Consider the following 25,743-nt stretch of genomic DNA (forward strand, 5'->3'; position numbering starts at 1 on the left):
AAGCTTTTGTAGACCGCCCTGACCGGCGCGGCAAGCGCCATGCGCCCGATCGTCGCGCCGAACGCGCCGAACCGGGTTGTCATGTCGGCGCGCCTGGCCGAAAAGACCCCTATGCTGAACCTGACCGCCGATACGCTCGAGGGCCGCTACGTCCGGCTCGAACCCGTCACCGTCGCCCATCGCGACGAACTGAAGGGGGCCATCGACTGCGATCCCGACAGCTGGGAGATCATGTCGGTCAACGGCTGCGGCGAGGGCTTCGAGGACTTCTGGGGCGCGCTGCAAGGCGAGACCGAGCGGGGCGAGCGCATCGGCTACGCCATCCGCCGACTGTCGGACGGCAAGGTGGTCGGCACCTCCAGCTACCTCAATATCCGCAGGCTGCACGGGGGTTTGGAGATCGGCTCCACCTTCCTGAACCCCGACGCGCGGTCGGGTCCGGTGAACCCCGAGAGCAAGCGCCTGATGCTGTCCCACGCCTTCGACAAGGCCGGGGCCATCCGCGTCGAGCTGGTCACCGACGTGCGCAACGCGCGCAGCCAGGCCGCCATCGAGAAGCTGGGCGCCAGCAAGGAAGGCGTGCTGCGCAATCACAAGATCACCTGGACCGGCCACGTGCGCGACACCGCCGTCTTCTCGATCACCGACTACGACTGGCCGGCGATCCGTGAACGTCTGGAGTTCCGCCTCGCCGAAACCTTCGTCTGACGACCTGGCGAAATAAAACGCCGTTCTCTCGACGGTCGTAAGACTTCCAAAAGCATCAGGCGCTAGCGTCGGTCCCCATGACGGCCATCGCATGCCTGCGTATCCTGTTCACGGACGGAGAAAGCCGTCCCGGAGAAGTGCCCAAGCACAAGGCGCAGGGCGTCGCGGACGCGTTCCTGAAAGCCCGCTGGCGCAAGCCGCGCAAGTGCGGGGCCGTGGCGCCCCTGGCCTTCGTCATCGCAGACACGCGCGTCGACCAGCTGGATCCCACCGAGCTGCAGGCCCTGGCCGCCGAGCTCGAAAAGGTTCTGTTCCCCGGCCGCCCGATCGGCACGATCGCCCTGATGAGCTTCGAGGGCGACGAGCAGGCGGTCCTGAAATTCGCCAGCCTGTCGGAGAAGGAGCTGATGGGCCTGATGGCGGGCGAGGGCTATGGCGGCGACGCCGGCCGCGTCCACGTCGTCCGCGCCGACTCCGTTCACCCGCTGCCCTGCACGCGCGAGGAAGCCAAGGCCCAGGCCGCCGAGAAGGCCGCCGCCGCGGCGCCGGCCTTCTCGGCCGACACCCCGCTGGAGACGGTGGTCGCCAATCCGGCCGCCAAGGCGGTGCTGGACAAGGACATGCCGTCGATCTCGACGCACCCGGCCTTCGACCAGTTCAAGGCGATGAGCCTGCGTCAGCTGCAGCCCTACGCCCAGGGCAAGATCACCGACGAGGCCATCGCCAAGGTCGACGCCGACCTGAAGGCCGTCTCCGGCAAATAACGGCCGGCGCTTGGTCCGCCCCCGGACGTCCGCTGTCATGGTCGCGTCGCCGATCTCGCCTAGAGCCTGTCCCGAGACTTGGGGAGACGGGATCATGGCGGGGTTTCGGAGCGCGCTGGTGGCGGCGGCGTTTCTGGCGGCGGGCTCGGCCCAGGCGGCCGACAGGGGCGATCCGACCGACGGCCTGAAGCTGGAGCGGATGGTTCTGGTGATGCGCCACAGCGTGCGCCCGCCGACCAAGGCCGTGGCCACGCCCGCCGGAACGACCGCCCAGCCCTGGGGCGCCTGGACCACGCCCTATGGCGAGCTGACCCCGCACGGCGCGGCCGGCGCGCGGCTGATGGGCGCCTATTACCGCACCTTCCTGGGCGCGCGCGGGCTGTTGCCGCGTGACGGCTGCGCCGCGCCGGGCGATATCGTGTCTTGGGCCAGCGGCAAGTCGCGGGCCATCAAGACCGCCGAGGCCTTCGCCGAGACGCTTCAGCCCGGCTGCGGCCTCAAGGTCGCCCATCCCGACAGCGAGGCGGACGATCCGATCTTCCATCCGGCAGAGGGTATCGACGGCGACATCGCCCTGAAGGCCGCCCTGCGTCAGAAGCCCGGCGTGGCGGCCGAGGCCCGGATTCACGCCAAGGACTTCGCGGTGCTGCAGCGCGTCCTGGGCTGCGATCCGGCGACCAAGGCCGGCTGTGGCGTCGCCGAGAAGCCGTCGCGGCTGACGGCCGCCCAGAACGACACGCCCAACCTGGAGGGCGCGCTGTCGGTGGCCTCGACGGCCGGCCAGACGATCCTTCTGGAATATGTCGAGGGCAAGCCGATGGCCGAGGTCGGCTGGGGCCGCGCCTCCAAGGCCGACATCCAGGCGATGCTGCGCTTCCACGTCGTGAAGTTCCACTACGAGGTTGGCGCGCCCTACATCGCCCAGCGCTACGCCGCGCCGATCGCCAAGGAGATCCTGGCCGCGCTGGACGGCGCGTCCGGAACCGGCGCCAAGCTGACCCTGCTGACCGGCCACGACACCAATATCGCCGCCCTGCGCGGTTTCCTGGACGCGCACTTCACCGCCGCCGACTATCCCCAGGACGATCCGCCGCCCGGCGGCGCGATGGGCTTCGAACTGCTGAAGGGCGGCGACGGCAAGGCCTATGTGCGGGCCTTCTACACGGCCCAGACCATGGATCAGCTGCGCGAATTGCAACCCCTGACCGCCGCCAACCCGCCGGCCCATGCCTATTTCCCGATCCCGGGCTGCGCGGTGAAGGGACAGCCGACCCTGTGTCCGCTCGAGACCTTCAAGGCCATCGTCGGCGGCAAGCTGAAGGCCCCGGCCAGGGATTAGGGGCGTCACAAGCGGATAAAAATAGGCGGCCTTAGTACAAGATCGCCGGCGGCCGCGGCGACAGAGTGCGGGGATCTCCATTCCTCGCCCTTGAAGGACGCCGTCATGACCCTCGTCGCCAAGCCTACGCCTGGTCCGCTGCTGCTCTCGCCGACTGATCACACCCTGATCATGATCGATCACCAGTCGCAGATGGCCTTCGCCACCCACTCGATCTCCGCCACGGAGCTGCGCACCAACGCCGCCCTGGTGGCCCGCGCCGCCGCCGGTTTCGGCGTCTCGACCATCCTGACCACCGTGGCCGAAAAGAGCTTTTCGGGCCCGATCTTCGACGAGATCAAGTCGGCCTTCCCGGACCTGCCAGCCATCGACCGCACCTCGATGAACACCTGGGAGGACGCCAACGTCATCGAACGCGTCAACGCCATCGGCAAGTCGCGCCTAGTGCTGGCGGGCCTGTGGACCGGCGTCTGCATCGTCGGTCCGGCCCTGTCGGCCCTGGCTCAGGGTTTCGAGGTCTATGTGATCGCCGACGCCTGCGGCGACGTCTCGGCCGAGGCCCACGATCGGGCCATGGACCGCATGGTCCAGGCCGGCGTTCGTCCGATGACCTCGCTGCAATACCTGCTGGAGCTGCAGCGCGACTGGGCCCGCACCGAGACCTACGCGCTGACCGCCAACATCGCCCGCACCTATGGCGGCGCCTACGGCCTGGGCATCATCTACGCCAAGACGATGTTCGGCGCCTCCGAAGGACACGCCAGCGCGGCCTGATGCTCAAGCGCTCCGGTTCGCGGCTTTCCGCGGCGGGCCGGAGCTAGCCCTGCTCCAGCGCACGTCTATGTCAATTATGGAAACAATGTATTTCTATCATTTCCATTTATGCGGTTCGGTGTCACGGTCAAAGTCTCCCTGTCAGCAACGACGGGGCGACCGGGAAGCGGTCCTCCACCCGATCAGAGAAGGACCTCGACCATGACCCTCCAAGCCACCGCGACCCCCGGCGCCCGCTTGCTGGAGCCGACCGATCACACCCTGATCATGATCGACTTCCAGTCGCAAATGGCCTTCGCCACCAAGTCGATCGACGCCAGCCTGCTGCGCACCAACGCCGCCCTTGTCGCCAACGGCGCCGCCGGATTCGGCGTCTCGACCATCCTGACGACCGTCGCCGAAAAGAGCTTCTCGGGTCCGATGTTCTCGGAAGTCACCGACGCCTTCCCGGGCAAGACCCTGCTGGACCGCACCTCGATGAACACCTGGGAAGACCAGGCCGTGATCGCCGAGGTCAACGCCATCGGCAAGAAGCGCATCGTGCTGGCGGGTCTGTGGACCAGCGTCTGCATCGTCGGCCCGGCGCTGTCGGCGCTCGACCAAGGCTTCGAGGTCTATGTCATCACCGACGCCTGCGGCGACGTCTCGACCGAGGCCCACGAGCGCGCGGTGACCCGCATGGTCCAGGCCGGCGCCCAGCCGATGACCTCGCTGCAATATCTGCTGGAGCTGCAACGCGACTGGGCGCGCGGCGAGACCTATGACCTGACCACCGGCGTCGCTCGCCAGTTCGGCGGCGCCTATGGCCTGGGCATCACCTACGCCAAGACCATGTTCGGCGCGTCCGAAAGTCACGCCGCCTGATCCCTTCAAGAGGAGCGCCGCCATGAAGCCGTACCTGCTGTCCCTGGCCGTCGGCCTCATGGTGGGCGTCATCTATGCGCTGCTGGGCGTGCGCTCGCCCGCGCCGCCCGCCATCGCCCTGCTGGGCCTCTTGGGCATGTTGCTGGGCGAGCGGATCGTCCCCGCGGCCAAGGCTCTGATCGCCCGGCCGCCGGTCGAGGCGCACGCCAGCGAGCCCGAGCGCGCCGGCCCCCGGCCGGGCTCCTCCGATCCTCAGGCCTGATCCATCCCTTTTCCCTCCCGCGAGAGAGACCCGTCATGACCGACCTGCTGCTCGTCAACGGCAAGATCACCACCCTTGACCGGGGCAACCCGCGCGCCGACGCCGCCCTGATCCGCGACGGCAAGTTCGCCGCCGTGGGCGAGGAGGGTGAGGTCCGCGCCGCCGCCGGTCCGAACCCGACGATCATCGACCTGAAGGGCCGCCGGGTCATTCCGGGGCTGATCGACAGCCACATGCACATCATCCGGGGCGGGTTGAACTACAACATGGAGCTGCGCTGGGACGGCGTGCCGACCCTGGCCGACGCCATGGCCATGCTGAAGAAGCAGGCCGCCAACACCCCGCCGCCCCAGTGGGTGCGCGTGGTCGGCGGCTTCACCGAGCACCAGTTCGTCGAGAAGCGCCTGCCGACCCTGGAGGAGCTGAACGCCGCCGCGCCCGAGACGCCGGTCTTCATCCTGCACCTCTATGACCGCGCCTTGCTGAACGCCGCGGCCCTGCGCGCCGTCGGCTACACCAAGGACACGCCCAATCCGCCGGGCGGCGAGATCGTCCGCGACGCGGCCGGCAATCCGACAGGCCTGCTGCTGGCCCAGCCGAACGCGACCATCCTCTACGCGACCCTGGCCAAGGGGCCGAAGCTGCCGCCGGAATACCAACTCAATTCCACGCGCCACTTCATGCGGGAAATGAACCGCCTGGGCGTGACCGGCGTGATCGACGCCGGCGGCGGCTTCCAGAACTATCCAGACGACTACGCGATCATCGAGAAGCTGCACGCCGATGACGAACTGACTCTGCGGATCAGCTACAACCTCTTCACCCAGAAGCCGAAGGAAGAGCTGTCGGACTTCCAGGCGTGGTCCAAGCAGGTGACGCCCGGCCAGGGCGACGACACCTACCGTCACAACGGCGCGGGCGAGATGCTGGTCTACAGCGCCGCCGACTTCGAGGACTTCCGGGTGGAACGTCCCGAGATGCCGGCCAACATGGAAAGCGACCTTGAGCCGGTGATCCGCCTGTTGGCAGAGAACCGTTGGCCCTGGCGTCTGCACGCCACCTATGACGAGACGATCAGCCGGGCGCTGGACGTCTATGAGAAGGTCAACAAGGACGTCCCGTTCGACGGCCTGCACTGGTTCTTCGACCACGCCGAGACCATCAGCGACCGCAATATCGACCGCATCGCGGCCCTGGGCGGCGGCATCGCCGTGCAGCACCGCATGGCCTATCAGGGCGAGTACTTCATGGAGCGCTATGGGGCCAAGGCCGCCGAGGCCACGCCGCCGATCGCCAAGATGCTGAAGGCCGGGATCCCGGTCGGCGCGGGCACCGACGCCACGCGGGTGGCCAGCTACAATCCGTGGGTCTCGCTGAACTGGCTGGTGACCGGCAAGACGGTGGGCGGTACGCGCCTCTATCCCCCGGCCAATCGCGTCGACCGCGAGGAGGCCCTGCGCCTGTGGACCACGGCCAACACCTGGTTCTCGAACGAGGAAGGCAAGAAGGGCCAGATCGCCGTCGGCCAGCTGGCCGACCTGGCGGTGCTCAGCGACGACTACATGACCGTGCCCGAGGACGAGATTCCGCACCTGTCGTCGGTGCTGACCCTGCTGGGCGGCAAGGTGGTCCATGGCGAGGGCGACTTCACCAAGCTGGCGCCGGTCCTGCCGCCGCCGATGCCCGACTGGTCGCCGGTGCGGACCTTCGGCGGCTATCAGGAGCGTTCGCGGGGCCACGCCCGCGCCCTGGCCTCGGCCTGCGGCTGCGCCAACGCCTGCAACGTTCACGGCCACGACCACGCCGCCGCGCTGGGCCGGGAGGCCCCGACCGCCGACGCGCGCTCGTTCTGGGGCGTGATGGGCTGCGGCTGCTGGGCGGTGTGACCATGATCGCCGCCCGACGCAATCCGCGCTTCGTCGACGCGATCCTGGACTGGCCCGCGACGGCGCCGCTGGCCCGCCTGGCCCTGGTCGGCGCCTATCTGCTGGGCGCGGTGGTCAAGATCACCGATTTCCAGGGCGCCACGGCCGAGCAGGCCCACTTCGGCATGACCCCGCCGGCCTTTTGGGCCGCGCTGACCATCGCCGTCGAGATCCTCGGCCCGCTGCTGATCCTGACGCGCCGCTGGCTTTGGCTGGGGGCGGGGATGCTGGGGGTCTTCACCCTGTTGGCGGCGATCACCGCCAACGCCTTCTGGTCGATGCCCGCGGGCCACGACCGCTTCATGGCGACCAACGCCTTCTTCGAACACGTCGGCCTGATCGGTGGGTTCGTGCTGGTCGCCCTGCTGGACCGTCGGGAGCGCGGCGCATGAACACGACCCCCGTCTCGCCCCGGCCGCCCGGCGACGGCCGCACCGCCGTCCTGGCGGCCTTCACCGCCGGATTCATCGACACGGTGGGGTTCGTGGGCCTGTTTGGCCTGTTCACCGCCCATGTCACCGGCAACTTCGTGCTGATCGGCGCGGCGATCGTCACCCACCACTCGGGGATCGTCGCCAAGCTGCTGGCCTTGCCGGTGTTCATCACGGCGGTCGCCGTCACGAGCCTCCTGATCCGGCGAGGCCGGGACAATCCGCGTCTCGCCATGGGCTATGTCCTGTTTGGCCAGGCCATGCTGCTGATGGCGTTCATGGCCGCCGGCCTGCTCCTGGGACCGTTCCGGAACGGCGATCAGCCGGCCGCGATCCTGACCGGCATGATCGGCGTGGTGGCCATGGCCGTGCAGAACGCCGCCGCGCGGCTGTTGTTCTCGCACATGTCGCCGACCACGGTGATGACCGGGAACGTCACCCAGATCGTCATCGACGTCGTCGACCTGCTGCACGGACCCAGCGCCGAGGCCAGGGCCCGGGTGGGCAAGATGCTGCCGCCGGTCGCGGCCTTCGCCTTGGGGGCCATCGGCGGCGGCCTGGGGTTTGTCGCCCTTGGCTTCTGGGCCGTGGCCATCGCGGTCCTGGCGGTCTTCGCGACCCTGCTGACCCTGATTCCTTTCGACCTGGCGCGCGCCGCGCGGGATGGCCGTCATGGGTGACCTTCGAAAAGGCCTGGCCGGCGCGCTGGTCGGCCTGGCGATGGCCGGCGCCGCCCACGCGGCCGAGGCGCCGCCCTTCAAGCTGATCCGCTCGGACGAGGACTACGGCTATCTGGCCAAGGTCCCGGACAAGACCGGTCTGGACGCTCTACGCTACATCCCGATCGGCGACGCGGGCTATCTGTCGCTAGGCGGCGAGGCCCGGCTGCGGGTCGACTCGATCGACGCCCCGCGCTTTGGCCTGGGCGGCGAGCAGGCCGACACCTTCGCCCTGACGCGCTTTCTGCTGAGCGCCGATCTGCATCTGGGCGACGCCGTCCGCGTCTATGGCGAGCTGGGCGTGCACCGCGACATCGGCAAGAAGGATCCGCCATCGTCCACCGATCGCGACGGTCTCGACGCCCAGGTGCTGTTCGTCGACCTCAAGCCCGCCGACGGGTGGCGCGTGCGCCTGGGCCGCCAGGAGCTGTCGTTCAACGCCACCCAGCGCTTCATCGCCGTGCGCGAGGCGCCCAACATCCGCCAGAGCTTCGATGGCGCGCGGATCACCCGCGAGGCGGGGCCGCTGAAGCTGGACGCCTTCTATCTGGAGCCGGTCCTGATCCAGCAAGGCGCCTTCAACGACACCCGCAATCGCGCCCAGCGATTTTACGGGCTGTATGGTCAGGCGCGTCTGTCGCCCCACGCCAGCCTGGACCTCTACGTCCTGGAACTGGACCGCGACGGGGTGAAGTTCGGGGCCGTGACCGGCGACGAGCGCCGGACCTCGCTGGGCGCGCGCCTGGCCGGGACGCACGGGCCGTTCGACTACGATACCGAGGCCATGCTCCAGGGCGGGCGCTTCGCCGGCCGGACCATCCGCGCCTGGGGCGGCTCGGCCGCCGGCGGCTATACGCTGGCCGCGCCGTGGAGGCCGCGTCTGGGCCTGCGCCTCGACGTCGGCTCGGGAGACCGTAACCCCAATGACGGGCGGCTGGAGACCTTCAATCCCCTGTTCCCCAAGGGGGCCTATTTCAACGAGACCAGCCTGACCAGCTGGAGCAACCTGGTGGCCTTGCGGCCCAGCCTGGGCCTCTCGCCCCGCAAGGACCTGACGCTGGAGGCCAGCTACATGATCCGTCGCCGCGAGACCGGCGAGGACGCCATCTATCTGCAGCCCAGCGCGGCCCTGGCGCCGGTGGGGAACGATCACGCCAAGGCGGTCGGCGACGCGGCGGTGCTCGACGCGACCTGGCAGGCCACGCGCAACCTCAAGATTCAAGGGCAGCTGGCCCATCAGTCGGCGGGCGAGGCCGTGCGACGGCTTGGCGGCCACGCCGTCGACCTGGCGGCGCTGTTCGTCCAACTGCGCTTCTGACCGTCGTCGTCCGCCCGGATCTAAGCCGAAGTCCTTCTTAGCCGCTCGGCCCGAAAGCCGATCCGTTCGCGAAATGTAACTCAATCGCCGCGCGTAGGGCCGAGCTTCGGCGCCCCTTTGCCTCCGGAGGCAGGTCGGCGAACGGCGTTCATTTGTCATAAAAATGGACGTAAATCGGCTTGAAAAAGATTGTCAGCGCTGTCATTTTGCCGTTGCGACAGATCAATACCGATGTTACCGCTAACTGGTCTCTCGTGCCCTGGTTGATCACGGGTCGAGAACGGGAAGAGGGGCCGGAGCTAATTCCGGTCCGTAACAATAACATCGCCCCGCAGGGGCTTTTTAGGGGGAACGGCTATGAAGCGGCTTCGTCGCTTGCACGCGTCTGCCTCTTGCGTCGCCATCACGGCGGCCGTGCTCGCCACGCCGGCGTTCGCACAACAGGCGCAGGACAATCAAAACACCGTCGACCAGGTCATCATCACCGGCATCCGGGCGTCGCTGGAGCGGTCCATCGCGATCAAGCGCGACAACAGCGGCGTGGTCGACGCGATCTCCGCCGAGGACATGGGCAAGTTCCCGGACACCAACCTGGCGGAGTCGCTGCAGCGGATCACCGGCGTGTCGATCGACCGGACCAATGGCGAAGGCTCGCAGGTCACGGTCCGGGGCTTCGGACCCAGCTTCAACCTGGTGACCCTGAACGGCCGCTCGATGCCCACAGCGAAGGTCGCCGCGGTCGGCGGCGATCAGTCCTCGGATAGCGCGGCCGGCACCAGCCGTTCGTTCGACTTCTCCAACCTGGCCTCGGAAGGCGTCACAACGCTGGAGGTCTACAAGACTGGCCGCGCGGCCGTGCCGTCGGGCGGCATCGGCGCCACGATCAACGTCAAGACCCGTCGCCCTCTGGACAACGCCAAGCCCGGCCTGACCGGCAGCATCGGCGTCAAGGGCGCCTATGACACCAGCATGGACAAGAAGGTCGACGACTTCGGCAGCAAGATCACGCCGGAGGCCTCGGGCCTGGTCAACTGGGTCAATGACAACGAGACCTTCGGCGTCACCCTGTTCGGCAGCTACCAGAAGCGTGACTTCACCAGCCGTTCGGCCACCTCGAACGACTGGAACATGCGCACGTTCGCCCAGTTCAACGACCCGGCCAACGGCTTCGTCCGCGCCGGCGGCGCGACCCAGATCGTTAACGCGCCTAGCAATCCCAACACTCTTGTCGCGATCCCGAACGACAGCCGCTATCACTTCGCCCAAGGCGAGCGCGAGCGGATCAACGGTCAGGCCTCGGTGCAGTACCGCCCGGTGGAGAACTTCAAGGTCACGCTGGACGGCCTCTACGCTCAGAACAAGCAGTTCGAGCGTCGCAACGACAGCTCCAACTGGTTCAACCGCCCGTTCGACAAGGTCGTCTTCGACACCAATCCCGTCGTCGCCACCGCCCTGCTGACCCAGGAAACGCTGAGCGGCACCAAGGACATGGGCTTCGAACAGCAATATCGGGCGACGAAGGACACGCTGAAGTCGATCGGCCTGAACGCCGATTGGGACGTCACCGACAAGTTCAAGCTGACCCTGGACGGCCACATCTCGAAGGCCGATAGCCGGCCCGACGCCTCGAACGGCGCCAGCTCGACCGCCGTCGCCATCGGGGCGCCGATCATCGCCTCGCACCAGGTCGACTATAGCGGCGAGATCCCGGTCCAGACGTTCACGATCAACGACGCCGCGCCGCGCGGCAACGGCAACGGCAAGCTGGACATCGGCGACCTCGGCAGCCAGGTGGCGCGCACCTGGGCCGAGCGCCAGCGCCAGGACGTCAAGGAAATCCGCCTCGACGGCCGTTGGGACCTGGACGACAAGGGCAGCCGCTTCGATTTCGGGGTCGACTACCGCACGTCGAAAATGATCCAGACCAACATCCAGACCCAGCAAGACCTTGGCACCTGGGGCATTTCGGCGCCCGGCGACGTCCAGAAATACGCGGGCAGCCTGGTCAAGCAGTTCTGCCTGGCCTGTCAGTTCGACGATTTCAATCCCAAGCAGAGCGGCCCGGGTCTGGTGTCGTTCCGCGCCAACGCCCTTGACCTCTACAACGCCCTGTCGCCGGTCTATAAGGCGGTCAACCCCGTCCAGGTCACCGGTCAGGACGACAATCGGGTCAAGGAAGACATCGCCGCGGCCTACGCCCAGGTCACCTGGAAGGCCGAACTGGCGGGCATGCCGACCGAACTGGTCACCGGCGTCCGATACGAGACCACCAAAACCAAGTCGACCTCGCTGGTCCGCGTGCCCAGCAACATCATCTGGACGGCCGACAACGACTTCAGCGTCATTGCCGGCAACACCTATCAGCCGGTGTCCGGCAAGGGCAGCTACCATAACTTGTTGCCGTCGATGGACTTCCGCATCGACCTTCGTGACAACTTGACCGGCCGCTTCTCGTTCAGCCGCACCATCGCGCGTCCCGAGTATGGCAACCTGTTCGCCTCGGCCTCGATCCCTGGAAACCCGAACCGCCCGACCGCCAACGGCGGCATCCCGCTGGGCGCGAGCGGCAACCCCGGCCTCGCTCCGCTGATCTCGGACAACTTCGATGTTTCGCTGGAGTGGTACTACAAGCCCAGCAGCTACATCTCGATCGGCTTCTTCGACAAGCAGGTGACCAACTTCGTCGGCACCGGCACGCAGATGCAGAACCTGTTCGGCCTACGTGACGCCAGCGCGGCGGGGCCGGGCAGCCGGTCGGAAGCGGCCAAGAACGCCCTGTCCGGCATCGGCGCCAGCCAGACCGACGTCAACCTGTTCACCATGACGGCGCTGATCCAGCAGACCGGCTCGGTGGCGGCGGCGACGGCCCAGTACCAAGCCCACCGCATCGCCGGCGGCGACCTCGATCAGACCTACGCGGACCAAATCCTCGCCGCGATCGACATCACGCCCAACAGCAGCGACCCGCTTTACAACTTCCAGGTCTCCAAGCCGATCAACAACAAGACCGGCAAGATCCACGGCTTCGAAATCGCCGCGCAGCACTTCTTCGGCGACACGGGCTTCGGCGTCGCGGGAGCCTATACCAAGGTCAGCGGCGATGTCGGCTTCGACAACGCCGCCAATCCGAACGAGGACCAGTTCGCGCTGCTGGGCCTGTCGGACACCGCCAACGCCACCTTGATTTACGACAAGCACGGGCTGTCGGCCCGCGTGGCCTACAACTGGCGTGATCGGTTCCTTCAAGCCACCAACCGCGGCGGCGGGCGCAATCCCGTCAATGTGGAGCCCTTCGGCCAGGTGGACTTCAGCGTCAGCTACGATGTCACGCCCAAGCTGTCGCTGTCCTTCGAAGGCATCAACCTGACCAACGAACACCTGCGCACCTATGCTCGCGATGAAAACGAGCTGTGGTTCGCTCAGGAACTGGATCGGCGCTTCCTGCTTGGGGCCCGCTACCGCTTCTAGTTCGGAACGTCTGGAAACAAGGACTTGGAGGCCGTCGCGCTTGCGGCGGCCCCCGTCTTCCTTTGAAGTGCGGGGCTTGAAGTGAGTGCGAGCCGATGAACCGAGTGCTGCTGAACAATGTCGACCACGCCGACCTGCGCGTGATCGTGGGTCACGGCGTGGCGTTCGGCGACGCGATCAACCAGGCCCTGCTGCTGCCGACCGAGTTCGAGGCCGCGCAGCGCGAATATCCGATCCTGATCCGCAAGGACCCGGCTGGCGCCTACCAGGCCGTGGCCCTGCTGGGCCTGGACCGCGACGAGAACCTGTTTCTGGACGAAACCGGCTGGAACGCCCGCTACATCCCAGCGGCGCAGCGGCGCGGGCCGTTCTCGATCGCGCTTCAGCACGACGCGCGGGGCGGCCAGCCTCGGCCGATGATCCATGTCGACCTCGACCATCCGCGCGTCAGCCACAGCGAGGGGGAGCGTCTGTTCCTGCCGGCCGGCGGCGCCGCGCCCTATCTCCAGGACATCAACCGCACCCTGGGCGTGATCCACGAGGGGCTGGAGGTGACGGGCCCGATGTTCGCCGCTTTCGATGAGCTAGGCCTGATCGAGCCGGTCGATATCGAGATCAAGCTGGACGATCACAAGATTTATGAGCTGCCGGACGTCTTCACCCTGGCGCCCGATCGCCTGGCGGCCGTGACCGGTTCCGACCTCGAACGACTGCACCAGTCGGGCCTGTTGCGCGCCGCCTGGGCGGTGATCGCCTCGATGGGCAATATCGAGGACCTGATCGCCCGCAAGAACCGCCGCCGAGCGCTGCTGGCATGACGGCCCCGACGCCGCGCCGGACGCTGGAGACCACGGTCGCGACGCCGGCCCAGATCCCGTTCGACGCCATCCTGGCGGGGCAGACGCCGATGGTCTTCAAGGGCCTCGCCCGCGACTGGCCCTTGGTTCAGGCGGGGCTGAAGAGCGCCCAGGCGGCCCGCGACCATATCCGCGCCCACGACCAGGGCGGTCGGGTCGTGGGGTATCTGGGCGATCCGGCGATCAAGGGGCGCTTCTTCTACGACGCGGGCCGCACGGGCCTGAACTTCAAGGCCGAGCGCGCGCCGCTGGAGGACTTCCTGCGTCGCCTCGAGGCGGTCGAGGGGCGGGACGGCGCGCCGTCGATCTATGTCGGTTCGGCCGATCTCGACGCCTATTTCCCGAGCCTGAAGGCCGAGAACGACCTGGGTCTGGGCGCCGAGGTGTTCGGACCGCAGCCGCCGTTGGCCGGGATCTGGATCGGCAATCGCACGGTGGCGGCCGCCCACTACGACATGTCCAACAATATCGCCGTCTGCGCGGTGGGCCGGCGGCGCTTCACCCTGTTCCCGCCCGATCAGGTCGCCAATCTCTATCCGGGGCCGCTGGACCCCACGCCAGGCGGCCAGGTGGTCAGCATGGTCGACTTCGATGAACCGGATTTCGACGCTCACCCCGGCTTTCGCGAGGCCCTCTCCGTCGCCCAGGTCGCCGAGCTGGAGGCGGGCGACGTGCTGGTCTATCCGGCCCTGTGGTGGCATCAGGTCGAGGCGTTGGCGCCGTTCAACGTGCTGGTGAACTACTGGTGGAACGTCGCGCCGGACTTCGCCGACACGCCGGCCAACACCCTGCTGCACGGCCTGCTCAGCCTGCGCGACCGTCCCGACTTCGAAAAGCGGGGCTGGAAGGCGCTGTTCGACTACTATCTCTTCGGCCCGGCCGACCGCGCCGCCGCCCACCTGCCGGAAGCCGCGCGCGGTCCGCTCGCCCCGCTGGACGCCTCGCGGGCACGTCGCCTGCGCGCCGTCCTGCTCGACCGTGTCAATCGCTGAGGAAGACGCCATGAATCAGCCGCCCGTTCGCAAGGTGGTGATCGCCGGCGGCGGCACGGCCGGCTGGATGGCCGCCGCCGCTCTGTCACGCCAGCTCGGCCCTTTGCTGGACATCACCCTGGTCGAGTCCGAGGACATCGGCACGGTCGGCGTCGGGGAGTCGACCATTCCCACGGCGCGCACCTTCAACGCCCTGCTGGGGATCGACGAGGCGGCGTTCATGCGCGCCACCCAGGCCACCTTCAAGCTGGGCATCCTGTTCGAAAACTGGGGCCAGGTCGGCGATCGCTACATCCACTCGTTCGGCCAGGTCGGCAAATCCACCTGGATGGGCGGCTTCCATCACTTCTGGCTCGAGGCGCGGGCGGGGGGCTTTGGCGGCGATCTGGGGGACTACTGCCTGGAGCTGCGGGCGGCCGAGCAGGAACGGTTTTCCGCCGGCGACGACCCCCGGCTGAACTACGCCTACCACCTGGACGCCGGCCTCTATGGCCAGTTCCTGCGTCGCATGGCCGAGGCGGCCGGCGCGCGCCGTGTCGAAGGTAAGATCGCCAGCGTTCGCCAGCGCGGCGCCGATGGCCATCTCGAGGCGCTGGTCATGGAGTCCGGCGCCGTCGTCGAGGGCGATCTCTTCATCGATTGCACCGGCTTCCGGGGTCTGCTGATCGAGCAGACCTTGAAGGCCGGATACGAGGATTGGAGCCATTGGCTGCCAACCAACAGCGCCCTGGCCGTCCAGACTCGCTCGACCGGCCCCGCCGTTCCCTACACCCGCGCCATCGCGCACCGGGCAGGCTGGCGCTGGAAGATCCCGTTGCAGCACCGCGTTGGCAACGGCCTGGTCTATTGCAGCGACCACATGAGCGACGACGAGGCCCAGGCGATGCTGGCGGCCGAGATCGAGGGTGAGACCCTGATCCCGCCGCGCTTGATCCGCTACCGCACCGGCAAGCGGCGCAAGACCTGGGATCGGAACGTCGTAGCGCTGGGTCTGGCCAGCGGCTTCGTCGAGCCTCTGGAGTCCACCTCGATCCACATGATCATGATCGGGATCAGCCGGCTGATGCAGCTGTTCCCGTTCGACGGGATCAGCCCCGCCGTGGTCGAGCGCTACAATCGCCTGGCCGACGACGAGCTGGAGAAGATCCGCGATTTCATCATCCTGCACTACAAGCTGACCGAACGGACCGACAGCCCGTTCTGGGACCGCGTGCGCGAGATGGAGATCCCCGACAGCTTGGCCCAGCGCATCGCCCTGTTCCGCGAAAGCGGCCACCTGTTCCAGGCGCCGGGCGAGCTGTTCCAGGTCGACTCCTGGCTGCAGGTCATGCTGGGCCAGCGGCTGGAGCCGCGCGGTCATCATGGCATGGGGCGGTTGATGCCGCCGGCTCAGCTAAAGCAGGCGCTGGACGACCTGAAGGCCAATATCGCCAGGGCGGTGGCCCGGCTGCCGCCGCACCAGGCCTTCCTCGACGACTACTGCGCGCCGCTGAGCAAGAGCGCTTAACCCTCGAGCGGCGCGAACAGCTTTTGCAAGGTCGCGCCGATGCGGCTGGCGGCCGGGTCGCCGGCGGACAGGCCCATGGCGTTCAGCTCTCCGCCGATCCGTCGGCCGACCGCAAGTAGAGGGCGGCTGGTGATCTGGACCTCCGCCAGCCGCTCGATGGTCTCGGCGTAGCGCGCGGCGTTCAGGGTCTTCAGCGCCCAGGCGCGAGCGACCTTGCCGGTCTCGCGCCGCAAGGTCTGGTCGCCGACCAGGCGCTCGAGCACGGCGCGGAGTTCGTCGATCACGATCTCGCCGTCGATCTTGAAGACCAAGTCGTCGGGCAGTTCGCCGTAGAAGCCGGCGCGGGGCACGATGGTCGGTCGGCCGCTGAGCATCCCCTCGCAGGCCGACCCCGAGGCGCCTTCCAACACCGGCTTGCGCAGGGCGCAGATGATGTCGGCCTCGTCGAGGCGCTGGTCCAGGGTCTTGTCGTCGACCGGGCCCTCGATGACCAGGTTCTCGAAGCCGACCTCGGCGGCGACGGCCTCCAGCCGGGCGCGCTCCTCGTCCAGGATCGGGCCGACCAGGCGGTAGACGCAGGCCTTCAGGGTTTCCGACCCGCCCAGGGCGCGGATCACGTCGGCGACCCGCTTGTTGGGATTCATCACCCCAACCGTGGTCACGGTCAGCGGGCCCTTGGCCTTGGGTGGCCCCGGCGGGGTCGCGCGGTCGGGGCAGCACAGAGGCGTCACCTCGACGGGCCCCGGACAGGCGGCTTCCAGGCGCGCGGCGTAGAAGTTGGCATGGGCCAAGGCGGCTTCGCAGCGCGCGGCCAGCCATTCGGTCATCGGCACGTGGCGGGCGATCTCGCCCATGTCCGGCATCTGGCCCGAGCGCACGGCGACCGCGTGCGTCTCCGCCTCCGGGCCATAGGTCGCGACGATCTCGGCGTCATGCCGCCGATAGTCGAGGCCGTTGTAATAGAGCCAGCCCGAGAACAGGTTGTAGAGATAGAAGTCGTGGAAGATCCCCAGGCACGGCGCGGCGTCCAGGATCGCGAAGACCCCGCCGTGAAAGAGGTAGTTGTCGCCGATATTGACCACCACGACGTCGAACTCGGTCCGCAAGCGCGAGAGGTCATAGCTTCGCCAGTGGTGGACGGGCAGGGCGGTCGCGTGCAGCGCCTCGGCGGCGTCGTCCTGATCCTCGCAACGCAGGATCTGGACGGCGTGACCGCGCGCGGCCAACTCCCGCGTGACCCCGGCGCTGACCCGACCGATCGAGGAACGCAGCGAAAGCGGCGTGACCCAGCAGATTCTCATCGTCTTACGTCCTAGCGCCGCAACAGGCGGCGTTCGGCGTCGCCGCCGGCCCGCACGAAGGCGATGTTGGCCGAGACCACCTTGGCGGCGGTCTTGGCGTTGGTCGGCTCGGCCGCGCCGGTCGCCTCGTCGATGAGATAGGCCTTGAAGCCGGCGTCGGCGAAGGCCTTGAACCACTGAACGGGGGTCTGGCCGACGCGCTTCAGGTGCTCGGGGCCGAACTCGGCGACGATGGCCAGGTCCGGGTTCTTGGCGATCAGGCCCTTCATGCCCGCCAGGACATCCAGCTCCGCGCCTTCGACGTCGATCTTGACCACGTCCATGCGCTTGGCCGGAGCGATGTCGTCGAGACGCACCACCTCGACCTCGACCGTGTGGGCCTCTTCCGCGTCGGGCAGGGCGTAGAGCGAGCTGTGGCCGATGATGTCGCTGACGTGGAAGGTCAGGCGGCCCGGCTTCTCGCCCACCGCCTGGTCGCGCACCTCGACCCAGGCCAGGCCGTTCAGGTGCTTCATCTTCTCGAGATTGGCGCGCGGCACGCCCTCGGGCTCGAAGGCGAAGACCTTGCCCGTCGGTCCGGCCGCCCAGGCCAGAACCAGGGTCAGCAGGCCGATATTGGCGCCGACGTCGGCGACGGTCATGCCGGGCTGGACGAGGCGGCGCAGCACGTCGCTGGTGCCGGGCTCGAGACCCTTGCTGGTGGCGTTGGCCAGCATGGTCACGAAGGTCGGCAGGGCGCGCGGCGCCAGCACGTAGCCGTCGCGCATCCGGATGGCCATCGACTCGTCGTCATAGGCGATCAGCGGCCGCAGCTTGATCTCAAGCTCGTCGAAGCGCGGGCCGAACAGGCCCGGCAGGCGGGCCAGATTGTCCGAAAGATCGACGCCCCGGGTCTCGATGCGCGCCAGAGGCGATTCCAGGCGCGCCAGATGCGCTGAAAGCGCGCGCATCGCCGCGGCGTCCTGGTCGTGTCGGCCGATGACCTGATGCAGCAGCGCGTGCGACTGCTGCAGCAGGCCCTGCGTGTGGTCCAGGCGGGTTTGAACCGACGCCAGCTCGCCGGCCAGCGCGCCCAGGTGGGCCTGGGTCTGGCGAAGCTCGTGCTCGACGGTGGCCTGGAGATAGCGGCGGACATAGTGCGCCACCGGCGAAAGCACCGGCGCCAATAGGCGGCGGGCCAGCGCGAAACGGCGGCGAGGCGGCGGCGAAGACGGGGGCGGGGAGGGCGGTGCGGCCTCGACGACCGGCGCGACGCCGGGAACGCGCATGGCGGAAGCGATCGCCAAGTCCAAGCGTGCGGGTCTCAAAATAGTCCTTCCCGACCGCGCCCCGAGGGGCGCGCTCTTTCGATCCGGTTACGTCGGGTGCTTCAGGCGCCCGACGCCCGGTCTAGACCAGATTCCCGCCGTGCAGGAAGGCCGATTGCGCGCCGATGAGGCTGATCGCGCTGCCGTCGATGAAGTCGAAATTGATGCTGGTCACGTGATCGACCGAGGTCGCGTCGTGCAACACGCGCTCGTCGTACATGACCACCTTCTGACCTTGCATCATGATGCTGATGTGATCGGTATGGCTGACGAAGTAGTCCACGAACTGCTTGGCCAGATCCACCGAGGCATAAACCGGCGCGGGCGCGGGCGCGGGCGCGGACGCCGGCGCGGATGTCAAGCCTGGCTTGGAGGCGACGATGTCCGTCGATCCGACCGTTGCGGGCTTGGCGACGCTGCCGGTGTCCGGAGCCGCGACGCTCGTCGCGCCAGGATCATGGGGCTCGCCGTCATGGGCGGAGGAGGTGGGAACTGGATCGGCCGTGACCGTTTGCCCCTGCGCGGGGGCCGGCGCCGTCGTATAGTGACCGCCGCGCGCGATAAGGTCTGCCAGCACGTCAGGCAACTGGCTCACCTCGATGACCGAGATCTTCTGCGCGTTGATGTCGCCGACGATGCCCCGCACCAGCTGCACGGCCTCGACCGTTGGCAGGGCGCCGGGGATCAGGCGCAGGTCCAGCGACCAATTGGCCGGGTCGGTGGGCAGGCGCGCGACGGGGCTGAAGGTCGCCAACTCTTGATGAATGACGCTGGCGAGCGGCTGAACGTCGTCATGCGAAGCGGCGACATCGAGAACTGGACGCGCGCTTAGCAGAGCAACAAGCGCCAGTGTGGACGACACCATATGCTCTGGTGAGTTGTCGAACGCGACCGCATGGGCGGAGCCGTTCAGCGGCGGGCTGTTCTCGCTTGAGGTGTTCGCGGGCGGCGCGCCGCCGAAATCCAGGGCCGCCGCCGCCGCCGTGATCGCCGAATGGGCGACGGGGTCGACGCTGGCGGGGCTGACGCCATAGTCAGAGGCCAATAGAGCGGCCGCCAGGATCAGCACCGCCTGGTTGGCCGGCAGCTGAACCGAGTCGCTGGCCGGCTGATTGGCGGCCGCCATCGGCGCGACGCCGTTCTTCAGCGCCGAGGCGGAGCTGGACGACAGGAGGGCCGGGCGCCCAGCGGCGGGCTTTTGCGGCGCTTGGCTCGCGCCGGTCTCGGCCGCGCGCGCCTCGCCGGTCTTGAAGAAAGCCGTGCCGACCACGGCGACCAGCAGTGCGGCGGGGTGGATCGAGATATTGTCGTTGCTTTGCGAGCGCCGCACCATCGGGTGGCTCGCGACCATGTTGCGGACCAGCGCCGAGAAATCGAAGCCGCGCGCAATCTCTTCGTAGGCGGGACCGGCGATCAGGTACTCGCCATCGATACGCGCGAAGTGGATCACCACCTCGCCGTCGTCGGTGCGATAGAAGACGAACCAGGGGTCCTTCTCGTCGCTGAGGCCCCGGTCGGTTCCGACGCGAATGCCGGCCCGGATCAGCGCGCTTTCGACACGGTAGAATTCGGCCAGCTCCTGCTGGCTCCAATCCGCGGGAGCGGGCGCGTAACGCGGCGAACGCTGAAAGAATGAAAGGACCTGAGCGGCCATGCGACGGACGTTTCCCCGCGTCTGGAGCGACTGCCGGCCCCCACCGGCGCCACCACCCTAAACCAACTACTCTTCGCTGAACAGGATATCGTAGGTGATCGGATCGTAGAAGCGCAGCAACTCGCGCACGAACGTCTTTTCCGACACTTCCAGAGCGCGCGCCCAGTCCCGATAGCGATCGGGCGGAATACGACCCCGGCCGGTCTCCAGCTGCGAGATGAAGGTGTAGTAGTCGGCGCCGACCTTCGCGGCGAGCTGTCGCTGCGAGAGACCGACGGCCTCGCGCATTTCCTTCAGCCATCGGCCGCCTTCGCGGCGGAGGTCTTGAACCTCCGAGGCGCTGCGGCGTTGTGGGTTGCCATACATACTATAAAGCCTCGCGTCCGCCGACGCCGGGAGCGCGGGCGCGCGCTCGCTCGATACGCCCAGCGGAACGTCGCACATATACCCCTTCGCGGGGAGGGGTTCAAGGAACGCGACATAGGAATTTGCTGTACCGGTTAGAAAAATGCTGTACCCCTCAAATTCACCTATTGTGGACGTATGACGTTTGCTCTATAGCCATCGCTGCTCCCATGCGCGCCGTTCGGTCGCAGGGGGGTGTGGGATTTTTTTGGGAGACAAGCCAAATGGCTTATAACGTTTCGCAGCTGACGACGTTCTTCACGAACGCCAACGCCGGCACCGGGCCGACCTCGGCTCAAACTCTGACCCTGCAGGCGATCGCCAACCAGAACGCCGCTGGCTCGCTGACCAACGACCAAGCTCTGTCGCAAACCGTCGACCTGGCTTCGGACTCGACCGTCGCCGTCAGCGTCGGCGCCTACCAGTTCTTCACCGGCGTCGCGCCGAGCGAAGCGGGTCTGGCCTACCTGAACGCCGCCTATGTCGGCACGGGCGCTCAAGCCAGCCTGAACGGCGAAAACCGTTTCATCGCTCAATCGGTTTCGCTGGCCCTGTCCAGCGCCAAGACCTCGTTCGCGAGCAACTACGGCGCTCTTTCGATCGGCGACGCGACCGCCGCCGCCTACAACGTGATCATCGGCAACTCGGCCGCCGCCGCCGCTGGCATCAACGTCGCCAACGCCGTCGCCTACCTGAGCAGCACCGCTTCGGTCAACTACTACACCGCCTTCATCCAAGCGAACGTTCCGGGTATCGCCGCCGCTGACCTGTCGCTGGCCGTCAAGGCCGCGATCGTCGGTGAAATCCTGTTCGCCGCCACCAGCTACAACAACGGCGCCGGCATCGGTTCCTACGCCGCCGCGGAAACCAACCTGGTGAAGGATCTGGCTGACGACGGTCACCTGGTGGCCAACAACAGCGCCGGCATCAACCTGCTGACCGCCTACGGCCAAAGCAACGGCGGTGGCCAAACCTTCGCCCTGACCACCGGCATCGACACCCTGGTCGGCACCTCGGGCGACGACACCTTCACGGGCACCGACACCACCGTCACGGGTCTCGACACGATCGACGGCGGCGCCGGTAACAACACCCTGAAGCTGGGCGACGTCGGCGGCGCTAACCTGAATTTGGGCCTGCTGACGGTCAAGAATATCCAAAACCTGCAGCTGACCTCGACGACGGGTCTGCTTGCTGGCTCGGTCGACGTCTCGAGCTGGTCGGGTCTGGCCACGGCCACGTTCGCCCTGCAAAACGCCGCCGCTGCGCAAACGATCAAGGCTGGCACGTCGACCTCGGTGACGGTGTCGAACACGGCGAACCAAAACCTCACCGTAAACGGCGGTGGCGGTGCTGTCACGATCACGAACGGCACTGGCGGCAATGTGACCATCGGCAACGCCGGCGCCAACGCGTTCTCGTCGGCTACGGTCTCGGGCGGTTTGGGCGTTGTGATCAACGACAACTCGGGCGCTTCGGGCGGCGTGGGTAGCACGCTGACCAACGTCTCGATCAGCGGCAACACCGGCGCTGCTACCGTGACCGGCAAGGGCGTCGCCACCGTCTCCTACGGCAGCACCAACCAGAACCTGACGATCACCAACACGACCACCGCTCACGCGCTGACGCTGAATGTGAGCAAGGTCACGGGCGGCGTGATCCAAGACGCCAACGCTGGTTCGGTGACGGTGAACACCTCGGGTTCGTCGGCTAGCACCGTCGCTCTGTCGGCCGCTACGGCTACCGCCGTGACGGTCAATGCTTCGACGACGACCACGCTGGTCGCCAACAACCTGTCGGCCATCAAGACCCTCGCCCTGACCGGCGCTTCGGCTGTCACGGCCGACGTCTCGGCTCTCGGCGGTACGCTGACCTCGGTCGATGCCACCGGCAACACCAAGGGCGTGAACGTTACGATCGATGCGACCAACACGGCCTTCGCGGGCGGCGCTGGCAACGACACCGTGACGATCTCGGCTGCTCCGACCAAGGCGATCGCCGGCGGCACGGGCGCCGACACCCTGGTTCTGAACGTCGCCGCCGGCACGTTCTCGAACCCGTCGCTGAACTCGAACATCACGGGCTTCGAAACCCTGGGTCTGGGCACCGCCGCGACCGGTTCGTACAACGCGACGGGCTTCACCGGCCTGTCGATCGCCAACAACGTCGCCGGTAACGTGACGTTCACGGGCGTCGCCGCTGGCGCCGGTCTGACGATCTCGGCCGCTCCGGGCGCCACCACCACGGTCACCCTGGCTGACGCCTCGGGCACCAGCGACGCCTTCACCCTGAACACCACCAACGCCGCGAACCTCAACGCTGGTACGCTGACCGTTCAGGGTGTGGAAACGGTGACGGTCAACGCCGCGAACACCGACCCGACGGGTAATGCTCACACGCACACCCTCACGCTGATCGACGCCGCCGCCACCAAGCTGGTGGTGACCGGTTCGGCCGCCGTGAGCCTGACGAGCGACGCTGGCAACACCGCTCTGAAGGTGGTGGACGCCAGCGCCAACACCGGCGGCCTGAGCTATTCCTCGACCTTCACGGGCGCGGGCGCTTCGATCACGGGTTCGGCCACGGCCGCTAACTCGCTGATCGGCGCGGGCACCAGCGACACCATCATCGGTGGCGCCAAGGCCGACACCATCCAGACGGCCGCGGGTCTCTCGACCCTGACCGGCGGCGCGGGTTCGGACACGTTCGTCCTGGCGGCGAACGCGAACGGCAACACCTATGCCACCATCACGGACTTCACGAAGACCGCTGGTTCGGTCGCCGGTGACGTGATCAACGCCAACGCCCTGTTCGCCGCCGGCAACACCGCCGCTGCCTACACCTTCGTTGCCGCTGACAAGGTCGCCCTGGCCAACACCGCCGCTTTCGCCGACTACCTGAACGCGGCGACCGCCTCGACGGTCCCGGGCTCGGGCGCTGGTAACAACGGCACCTCGGTCGAAAAGTGGTTCGTCTACAACGGCGACACCTACATCGTGGTCGACAACAGCTCGGCGACGACGTTCCAAAACGGCGTCGACCAAGTCGTGAAGCTCTCGGGCACGATCGACCTGACGGGCGGCACGTTCAGCGTCGGCCACGTCTTCTCGATCTAAAAAATATCTCCGGTCGTCTCTTTTCGCGAGAGGCGGCCGGGGTATTCTGACTAGTAAGATGCCGCCTCGACTTGTCGGGGCGGCATTTTTCTTGGGTTCATCGGCGAGACCTGGATGGCTTGCGTCCGGGCTAGTCCTGTGGTCTAGCGCATACGAGTGGCGCGCTGCTTTTTCGCCACAATTTCGTGGTCGAGACGCCACTTAAGTTGTTACTGTACAAACCGCGCCGGCACGCCGCCGCGCCCTGAAGGCTCGAAATGTTCTTCACTCGCACCGGCGCCAAGCCGACCATCCTCGACCAGGCCGTTCTGGTCGCCCGGCCGGCGGTGATCACCGCCATGGTGTTCAGCTTCTTCATCAACATCCTGGCGCTGGTCAGCCCGCTGTACATGCTGCAGGTCTATGACCGCGTGCTGTCCAGCCGCAACGTCTCGACCCTGGTCGTGCTGACGCTGATCTGCGTGTTCCTGTTCCTGGTCTATGGCCTGCTGGAAGCGCTGCGGACCCAGGTGCTGGTGCGCGGCGGGCTCAAGTTCGACAGCGTGGCCCGCGATCCGATCTTCAAGGCGGTGCTGGACTCCACCCTGAACCGCCGTGGCGCGGGCGCCCAGGCGTTCCGCGACATGGACGCGGTGCGCGAGTTCATGACCGGCGGCTTGATCGCCTTCTGCGACGCGCCTTGGACGCCGGTGTTCATCATCGTGTCCTGGATCCTGCACCCCTTTTTCGGGATCCTGGCCATCATCAGCTGCATCGTCATCTTCGGCCTGGCTGTCATGAACGACGGCGCCACCAAGAACCCGATCCAGATGGCGACCATGGCCTCGATCGCCGCTCAGAACGACGCCAGCTCGACCCTTCGCAACGCCGAGGTCATGAAGGCCATGGGCATGTGGGGCGGGTTGCAGCGGCGCTGGCGTGGTCGCCGCGACGAGCAGGTGGCCTGGCAGGCCGCCGCCAGCGACGCCGGCGGCGCGGTGATGTCCGGCATCAAGGTGTTCCGCAACATCGTCCAGACCTTGATCCTGGGCGGTGGCGCCTATCTGGCCATCCACGGCAAGATCTCGGCGGGCTCGATGATCGCCGGCTCGATTCTGGTCGGCCGCGCCCTGGCCCCGATCGAAGGCGCCGTGGGCCAATGGAAGACCCTCCTGGGCGCGCGCGGCTCGTGGGATCGCCTGCAGGCGATGCTGCGCGAGACGCCCGATCTGTCGGACCATATGCAACTGCCCGAGCCGCGCGGCGTGCTTTCGGCCGAGGCGGCGTCGATTCTGCCGCCAGGCGCTCAGGCCCCGACCATGCGCCAGGCCAGCTTCCGCATCGAGGCCGGCGCGTCCATCGCTCTGGTCGGCCCCAGCGCGGCGGGCAAGTCCTCGCTGCTGCGCGGCATCGTCGGCGTCTGGCCGTGCGCGGCCGGCGTGATCCGCCTCGATGGCTACGACATCAAACAGTGGGACCCCGAGAAGCTGGGGCGCCACATCGGCTACCTGCCTCAGGACATCGAGCTGTTCGGCGGCACCATCGCCCAGAACATCGCGCGCTTCACCGAGTTCGAGGCGCAGGACGTGATCGAGGCCGCCACCCTGGCCGGGGTTCACGAGATGATCCAGGGTCTGCCGCAAGGCTACGACACCGTGATCGGCGAGGGCGGCGCGTCGCTGTCCGGCGGCCAGCGCCAGCGCCTGGCCCTGGCTCGCGCGGTCTACAAGATGCCGGCGCTGCTGGTTCTGGACGAGCCGAACGCCAGCCTGGATCAGGTCGGCGAAACGGCGCTGATGGAGGCCATGAATCGCCTCAAGGCCGCTCGTCGCACCGTGATCTTCGCGACGCACAAGGTGAACTTGCTGGCCCAGGCCGACTACATCATGGTGATCAATCAGGGTGTGATCGCCGACTTCGGCGAACGCGACCCGATGCTGGCCAAGCTGACGGGGGCCGCGCCGCAGCAACCGCCGCCCGCGCCGGCCGCGCCGCCGCTGCGCGCCCACTGACCGACCGCCGCTCGCCCCAATCCTTTGCAAGACACCGCCCG

19 protein-coding genes and 1 pseudogene are annotated in these 25,743 nt (G+C 67.5%); 16 read left to right on the plus strand and 4 right to left on the minus strand.

The features are described 5' to 3' along the window. Window positions 1-111: 111 nt before the first annotated feature. The 14 genes and pseudogenes from FCU40_RS04025 to FCU40_RS04090 all read left to right on the plus strand — a co-directional run bounded on the left by FCU40_RS04025 (window position 112) and on the right by FCU40_RS04090 (window position 15,928). Window positions 112-708 carry a GNAT family protein gene (locus FCU40_RS04025; protein ID WP_168073112.1) on the plus strand — a complete coding sequence of 199 codons (597 nt, stop codon included), beginning with the start codon at window positions 112-114 and terminating at the stop codon, window positions 706-708. 77 nt (window positions 709-785) lie between these two features. After that, window positions 786-1,283: pseudogene (locus FCU40_RS04030) on the plus strand (hypothetical protein); the annotation flags it as partial. Window positions 1,284-1,566: 283 nt separating this feature from the next. Further along, the gene (locus FCU40_RS04035) at window positions 1,567-2,811 is read left to right on the plus strand and encodes a histidine-type phosphatase (RefSeq protein WP_168073061.1); all 1,245 of its coding nucleotides are present in this window, start codon (window positions 1,567-1,569) and stop codon (window positions 2,809-2,811) included. 105 nt (window positions 2,812-2,916) lie between these two features. Then, window positions 2,917-3,585 (plus strand): hydrolase, encoded by a 669-nt coding sequence (locus FCU40_RS04040; protein WP_168073063.1) that lies wholly within the window; start codon window positions 2,917-2,919, stop codon window positions 3,583-3,585. Window positions 3,586-3,786: 201 nt separating this feature from the next. After that, the gene (locus FCU40_RS04045; RefSeq protein WP_004624335.1) at window positions 3,787-4,449 is read left to right on the plus strand and encodes a hydrolase; all 663 of its coding nucleotides are present in this window, start codon (window positions 3,787-3,789) and stop codon (window positions 4,447-4,449) included. Window positions 4,450-4,471: 22 nt separating this feature from the next. After that, window positions 4,472-4,711: a DUF1427 family protein gene (locus tag FCU40_RS04050; RefSeq protein WP_168073064.1), complete on the plus strand. Its 240-nt coding sequence runs from the start codon at window positions 4,472-4,474 to the stop codon at window positions 4,709-4,711. A 35-nt stretch (window positions 4,712-4,746) separates the two neighbouring features. Further along, the gene (locus FCU40_RS04055) at window positions 4,747-6,597 is read left to right on the plus strand and encodes an amidohydrolase (RefSeq protein WP_168073065.1); all 1,851 of its coding nucleotides are present in this window, start codon (window positions 4,747-4,749) and stop codon (window positions 6,595-6,597) included. Window positions 6,598-6,599: 2 nt separating this feature from the next. Further along, window positions 6,600-7,028, plus strand: a complete 429-nt coding sequence (locus FCU40_RS04060) for a DoxX family protein (RefSeq protein ID WP_004624341.1) — start codon at window positions 6,600-6,602, stop codon at window positions 7,026-7,028. Further along, window positions 7,025-7,747, plus strand: a complete 723-nt coding sequence (locus tag FCU40_RS04065) for a YoaK family protein (protein ID WP_168073066.1) — start codon at window positions 7,025-7,027, stop codon at window positions 7,745-7,747. The genes FCU40_RS04060 and FCU40_RS04065 overlap by 4 nt, the downstream gene beginning before the upstream one ends. Continuing rightward, complete coding sequence (locus FCU40_RS04070) at window positions 7,740-9,104, plus strand: alginate export family protein (RefSeq protein ID WP_168073067.1); 1,365 nt, start codon at window positions 7,740-7,742, stop codon at window positions 9,102-9,104. The genes FCU40_RS04065 and FCU40_RS04070 overlap by 8 nt, the downstream gene beginning before the upstream one ends. Before the next feature lie 357 nt (window positions 9,105-9,461). Beyond that, the gene (locus FCU40_RS04075; RefSeq protein ID WP_004624346.1) at window positions 9,462-12,572 is read left to right on the plus strand and encodes a TonB-dependent receptor; all 3,111 of its coding nucleotides are present in this window, start codon (window positions 9,462-9,464) and stop codon (window positions 12,570-12,572) included. A 95-nt stretch (window positions 12,573-12,667) separates the two neighbouring features. Then, on the plus strand, window positions 12,668-13,390 hold the full coding sequence (locus FCU40_RS04080) for a SapC family protein (protein ID WP_004624348.1): 723 nt from the start codon (window positions 12,668-12,670) through the stop codon (window positions 13,388-13,390). Beyond that, entirely contained in the window at window positions 13,387-14,421 is a 1,035-nt protein-coding gene (locus tag FCU40_RS04085) for a cupin-like domain-containing protein (protein ID WP_241693542.1), read from the plus strand. Before FCU40_RS04080 ends, FCU40_RS04085 begins: the two co-directional genes overlap by 4 nt. 10 nt (window positions 14,422-14,431) lie before the next feature. After that, entirely contained in the window at window positions 14,432-15,928 is a 1,497-nt protein-coding gene (locus FCU40_RS04090) for a tryptophan halogenase family protein (RefSeq protein ID WP_168073068.1), read from the plus strand. On the opposite strand, the gene FCU40_RS04095 is transcribed toward FCU40_RS04090, so the two are convergent. The 4 genes from FCU40_RS04095 to FCU40_RS04110 all read right to left on the minus strand — a co-directional run bounded on the left by FCU40_RS04095 (window position 15,925) and on the right by FCU40_RS04110 (window position 20,556). Further along, a complete protein-coding gene (locus tag FCU40_RS04095) occupies window positions 15,925-17,229 on the minus strand; it encodes a glycosyltransferase family 4 protein (protein WP_168073069.1) in 1,305 nt (434 codons plus the stop codon). The two genes, FCU40_RS04090 and FCU40_RS04095, sit on opposite strands and share 4 nt — an antisense overlap. A gap of 11 nt (window positions 17,230-17,240) precedes the next feature. After that, the gene (locus FCU40_RS04100) at window positions 17,241-18,536 is read right to left on the minus strand and encodes an FkbM family methyltransferase (protein ID WP_168073070.1); all 1,296 of its coding nucleotides are present in this window, start codon (window positions 18,534-18,536) and stop codon (window positions 17,241-17,243) included. Between the two features lie 82 nt (window positions 18,537-18,618). Then, window positions 18,619-20,190, minus strand: a complete 1,572-nt coding sequence (locus FCU40_RS04105) for a hypothetical protein (RefSeq protein ID WP_168073071.1) — start codon at window positions 20,188-20,190, stop codon at window positions 18,619-18,621. Between the two features lie 66 nt (window positions 20,191-20,256). Beyond that, window positions 20,257-20,556: a helix-turn-helix transcriptional regulator gene (locus tag FCU40_RS04110; RefSeq protein WP_004624362.1), complete on the minus strand. Its 300-nt coding sequence runs from the start codon at window positions 20,554-20,556 to the stop codon at window positions 20,257-20,259. Between the two features lie 263 nt (window positions 20,557-20,819). Here FCU40_RS04110 and FCU40_RS04115 point away from each other — a divergent pair, with 263 nt between their 5' ends. Both FCU40_RS04115 and FCU40_RS04120 read left to right on the plus strand, forming a co-directional pair. Beyond that, window positions 20,820-23,711, plus strand: coding sequence for an S-layer family protein (locus FCU40_RS04115; protein WP_168073072.1), 2,892 nt, complete (start codon window positions 20,820-20,822; stop codon window positions 23,709-23,711). Between the two features lie 257 nt (window positions 23,712-23,968). Then, window positions 23,969-25,702, plus strand: a complete 1,734-nt coding sequence (locus FCU40_RS04120; RefSeq protein ID WP_168073074.1) for a type I secretion system permease/ATPase — start codon at window positions 23,969-23,971, stop codon at window positions 25,700-25,702. The last annotated feature ends 41 nt before the right edge of the window (window positions 25,703-25,743 follow it).

Source organism: Caulobacter sp. SSI4214 (genome assembly GCF_012184455.1).
Classification (GTDB): domain Bacteria; phylum Pseudomonadota; class Alphaproteobacteria; order Caulobacterales; family Caulobacteraceae; genus Caulobacter; species Caulobacter vibrioides_E.

Bases quoted from the DNA above. Each gene is read 5' to 3' on its own strand.
- FCU40_RS04025 (WP_168073112.1), top strand. From the start codon at position 112: ATGCTGAACCTGACCGCCGATACGCTCGAGGGCCGCTACGTCCGGCTC.
- FCU40_RS04035 (WP_168073061.1), top strand. From the start codon at position 1,567: ATGGCGGGGTTTCGGAGCGCGCTGGTGGCGGCGGCGTTTCTGGCGGCG.
- FCU40_RS04040 (WP_168073063.1), top strand. From the start codon at position 2,917: ATGACCCTCGTCGCCAAGCCTACGCCTGGTCCGCTGCTGCTCTCGCCG.
- FCU40_RS04045 (WP_004624335.1), top strand. From the start codon at position 3,787: ATGACCCTCCAAGCCACCGCGACCCCCGGCGCCCGCTTGCTGGAGCCG.
- FCU40_RS04050 (WP_168073064.1), top strand. From the start codon at position 4,472: ATGAAGCCGTACCTGCTGTCCCTGGCCGTCGGCCTCATGGTGGGCGTC.
- FCU40_RS04055 (WP_168073065.1), top strand. From the start codon at position 4,747: ATGACCGACCTGCTGCTCGTCAACGGCAAGATCACCACCCTTGACCGG.
- FCU40_RS04060 (WP_004624341.1), top strand. From the start codon at position 6,600: ATGATCGCCGCCCGACGCAATCCGCGCTTCGTCGACGCGATCCTGGAC.
- FCU40_RS04065 (WP_168073066.1), top strand. From the start codon at position 7,025: ATGAACACGACCCCCGTCTCGCCCCGGCCGCCCGGCGACGGCCGCACC.
- FCU40_RS04070 (WP_168073067.1), top strand. From the start codon at position 7,740: ATGGGTGACCTTCGAAAAGGCCTGGCCGGCGCGCTGGTCGGCCTGGCG.
- FCU40_RS04075 (WP_004624346.1), top strand. From the start codon at position 9,462: ATGAAGCGGCTTCGTCGCTTGCACGCGTCTGCCTCTTGCGTCGCCATC.
- FCU40_RS04080 (WP_004624348.1), top strand. From the start codon at position 12,668: ATGAACCGAGTGCTGCTGAACAATGTCGACCACGCCGACCTGCGCGTG.
- FCU40_RS04085 (WP_241693542.1), top strand. From the start codon at position 13,387: ATGACGGCCCCGACGCCGCGCCGGACGCTGGAGACCACGGTCGCGACG.
- FCU40_RS04090 (WP_168073068.1), top strand. From the start codon at position 14,432: ATGAATCAGCCGCCCGTTCGCAAGGTGGTGATCGCCGGCGGCGGCACG.
- FCU40_RS04095 (WP_168073069.1), bottom strand. From the start codon at position 17,229: ATGAGAATCTGCTGGGTCACGCCGCTTTCGCTGCGTTCCTCGATCGGT.
- FCU40_RS04105 (WP_168073071.1), bottom strand. From the start codon at position 20,190: ATGGCCGCTCAGGTCCTTTCATTCTTTCAGCGTTCGCCGCGTTACGCG.
- FCU40_RS04110 (WP_004624362.1), bottom strand. From the start codon at position 20,556: ATGTATGGCAACCCACAACGCCGCAGCGCCTCGGAGGTTCAAGACCTC.
- FCU40_RS04115 (WP_168073072.1), top strand. From the start codon at position 20,820: ATGGCTTATAACGTTTCGCAGCTGACGACGTTCTTCACGAACGCCAAC.
- FCU40_RS04120 (WP_168073074.1), top strand. From the start codon at position 23,969: ATGTTCTTCACTCGCACCGGCGCCAAGCCGACCATCCTCGACCAGGCC.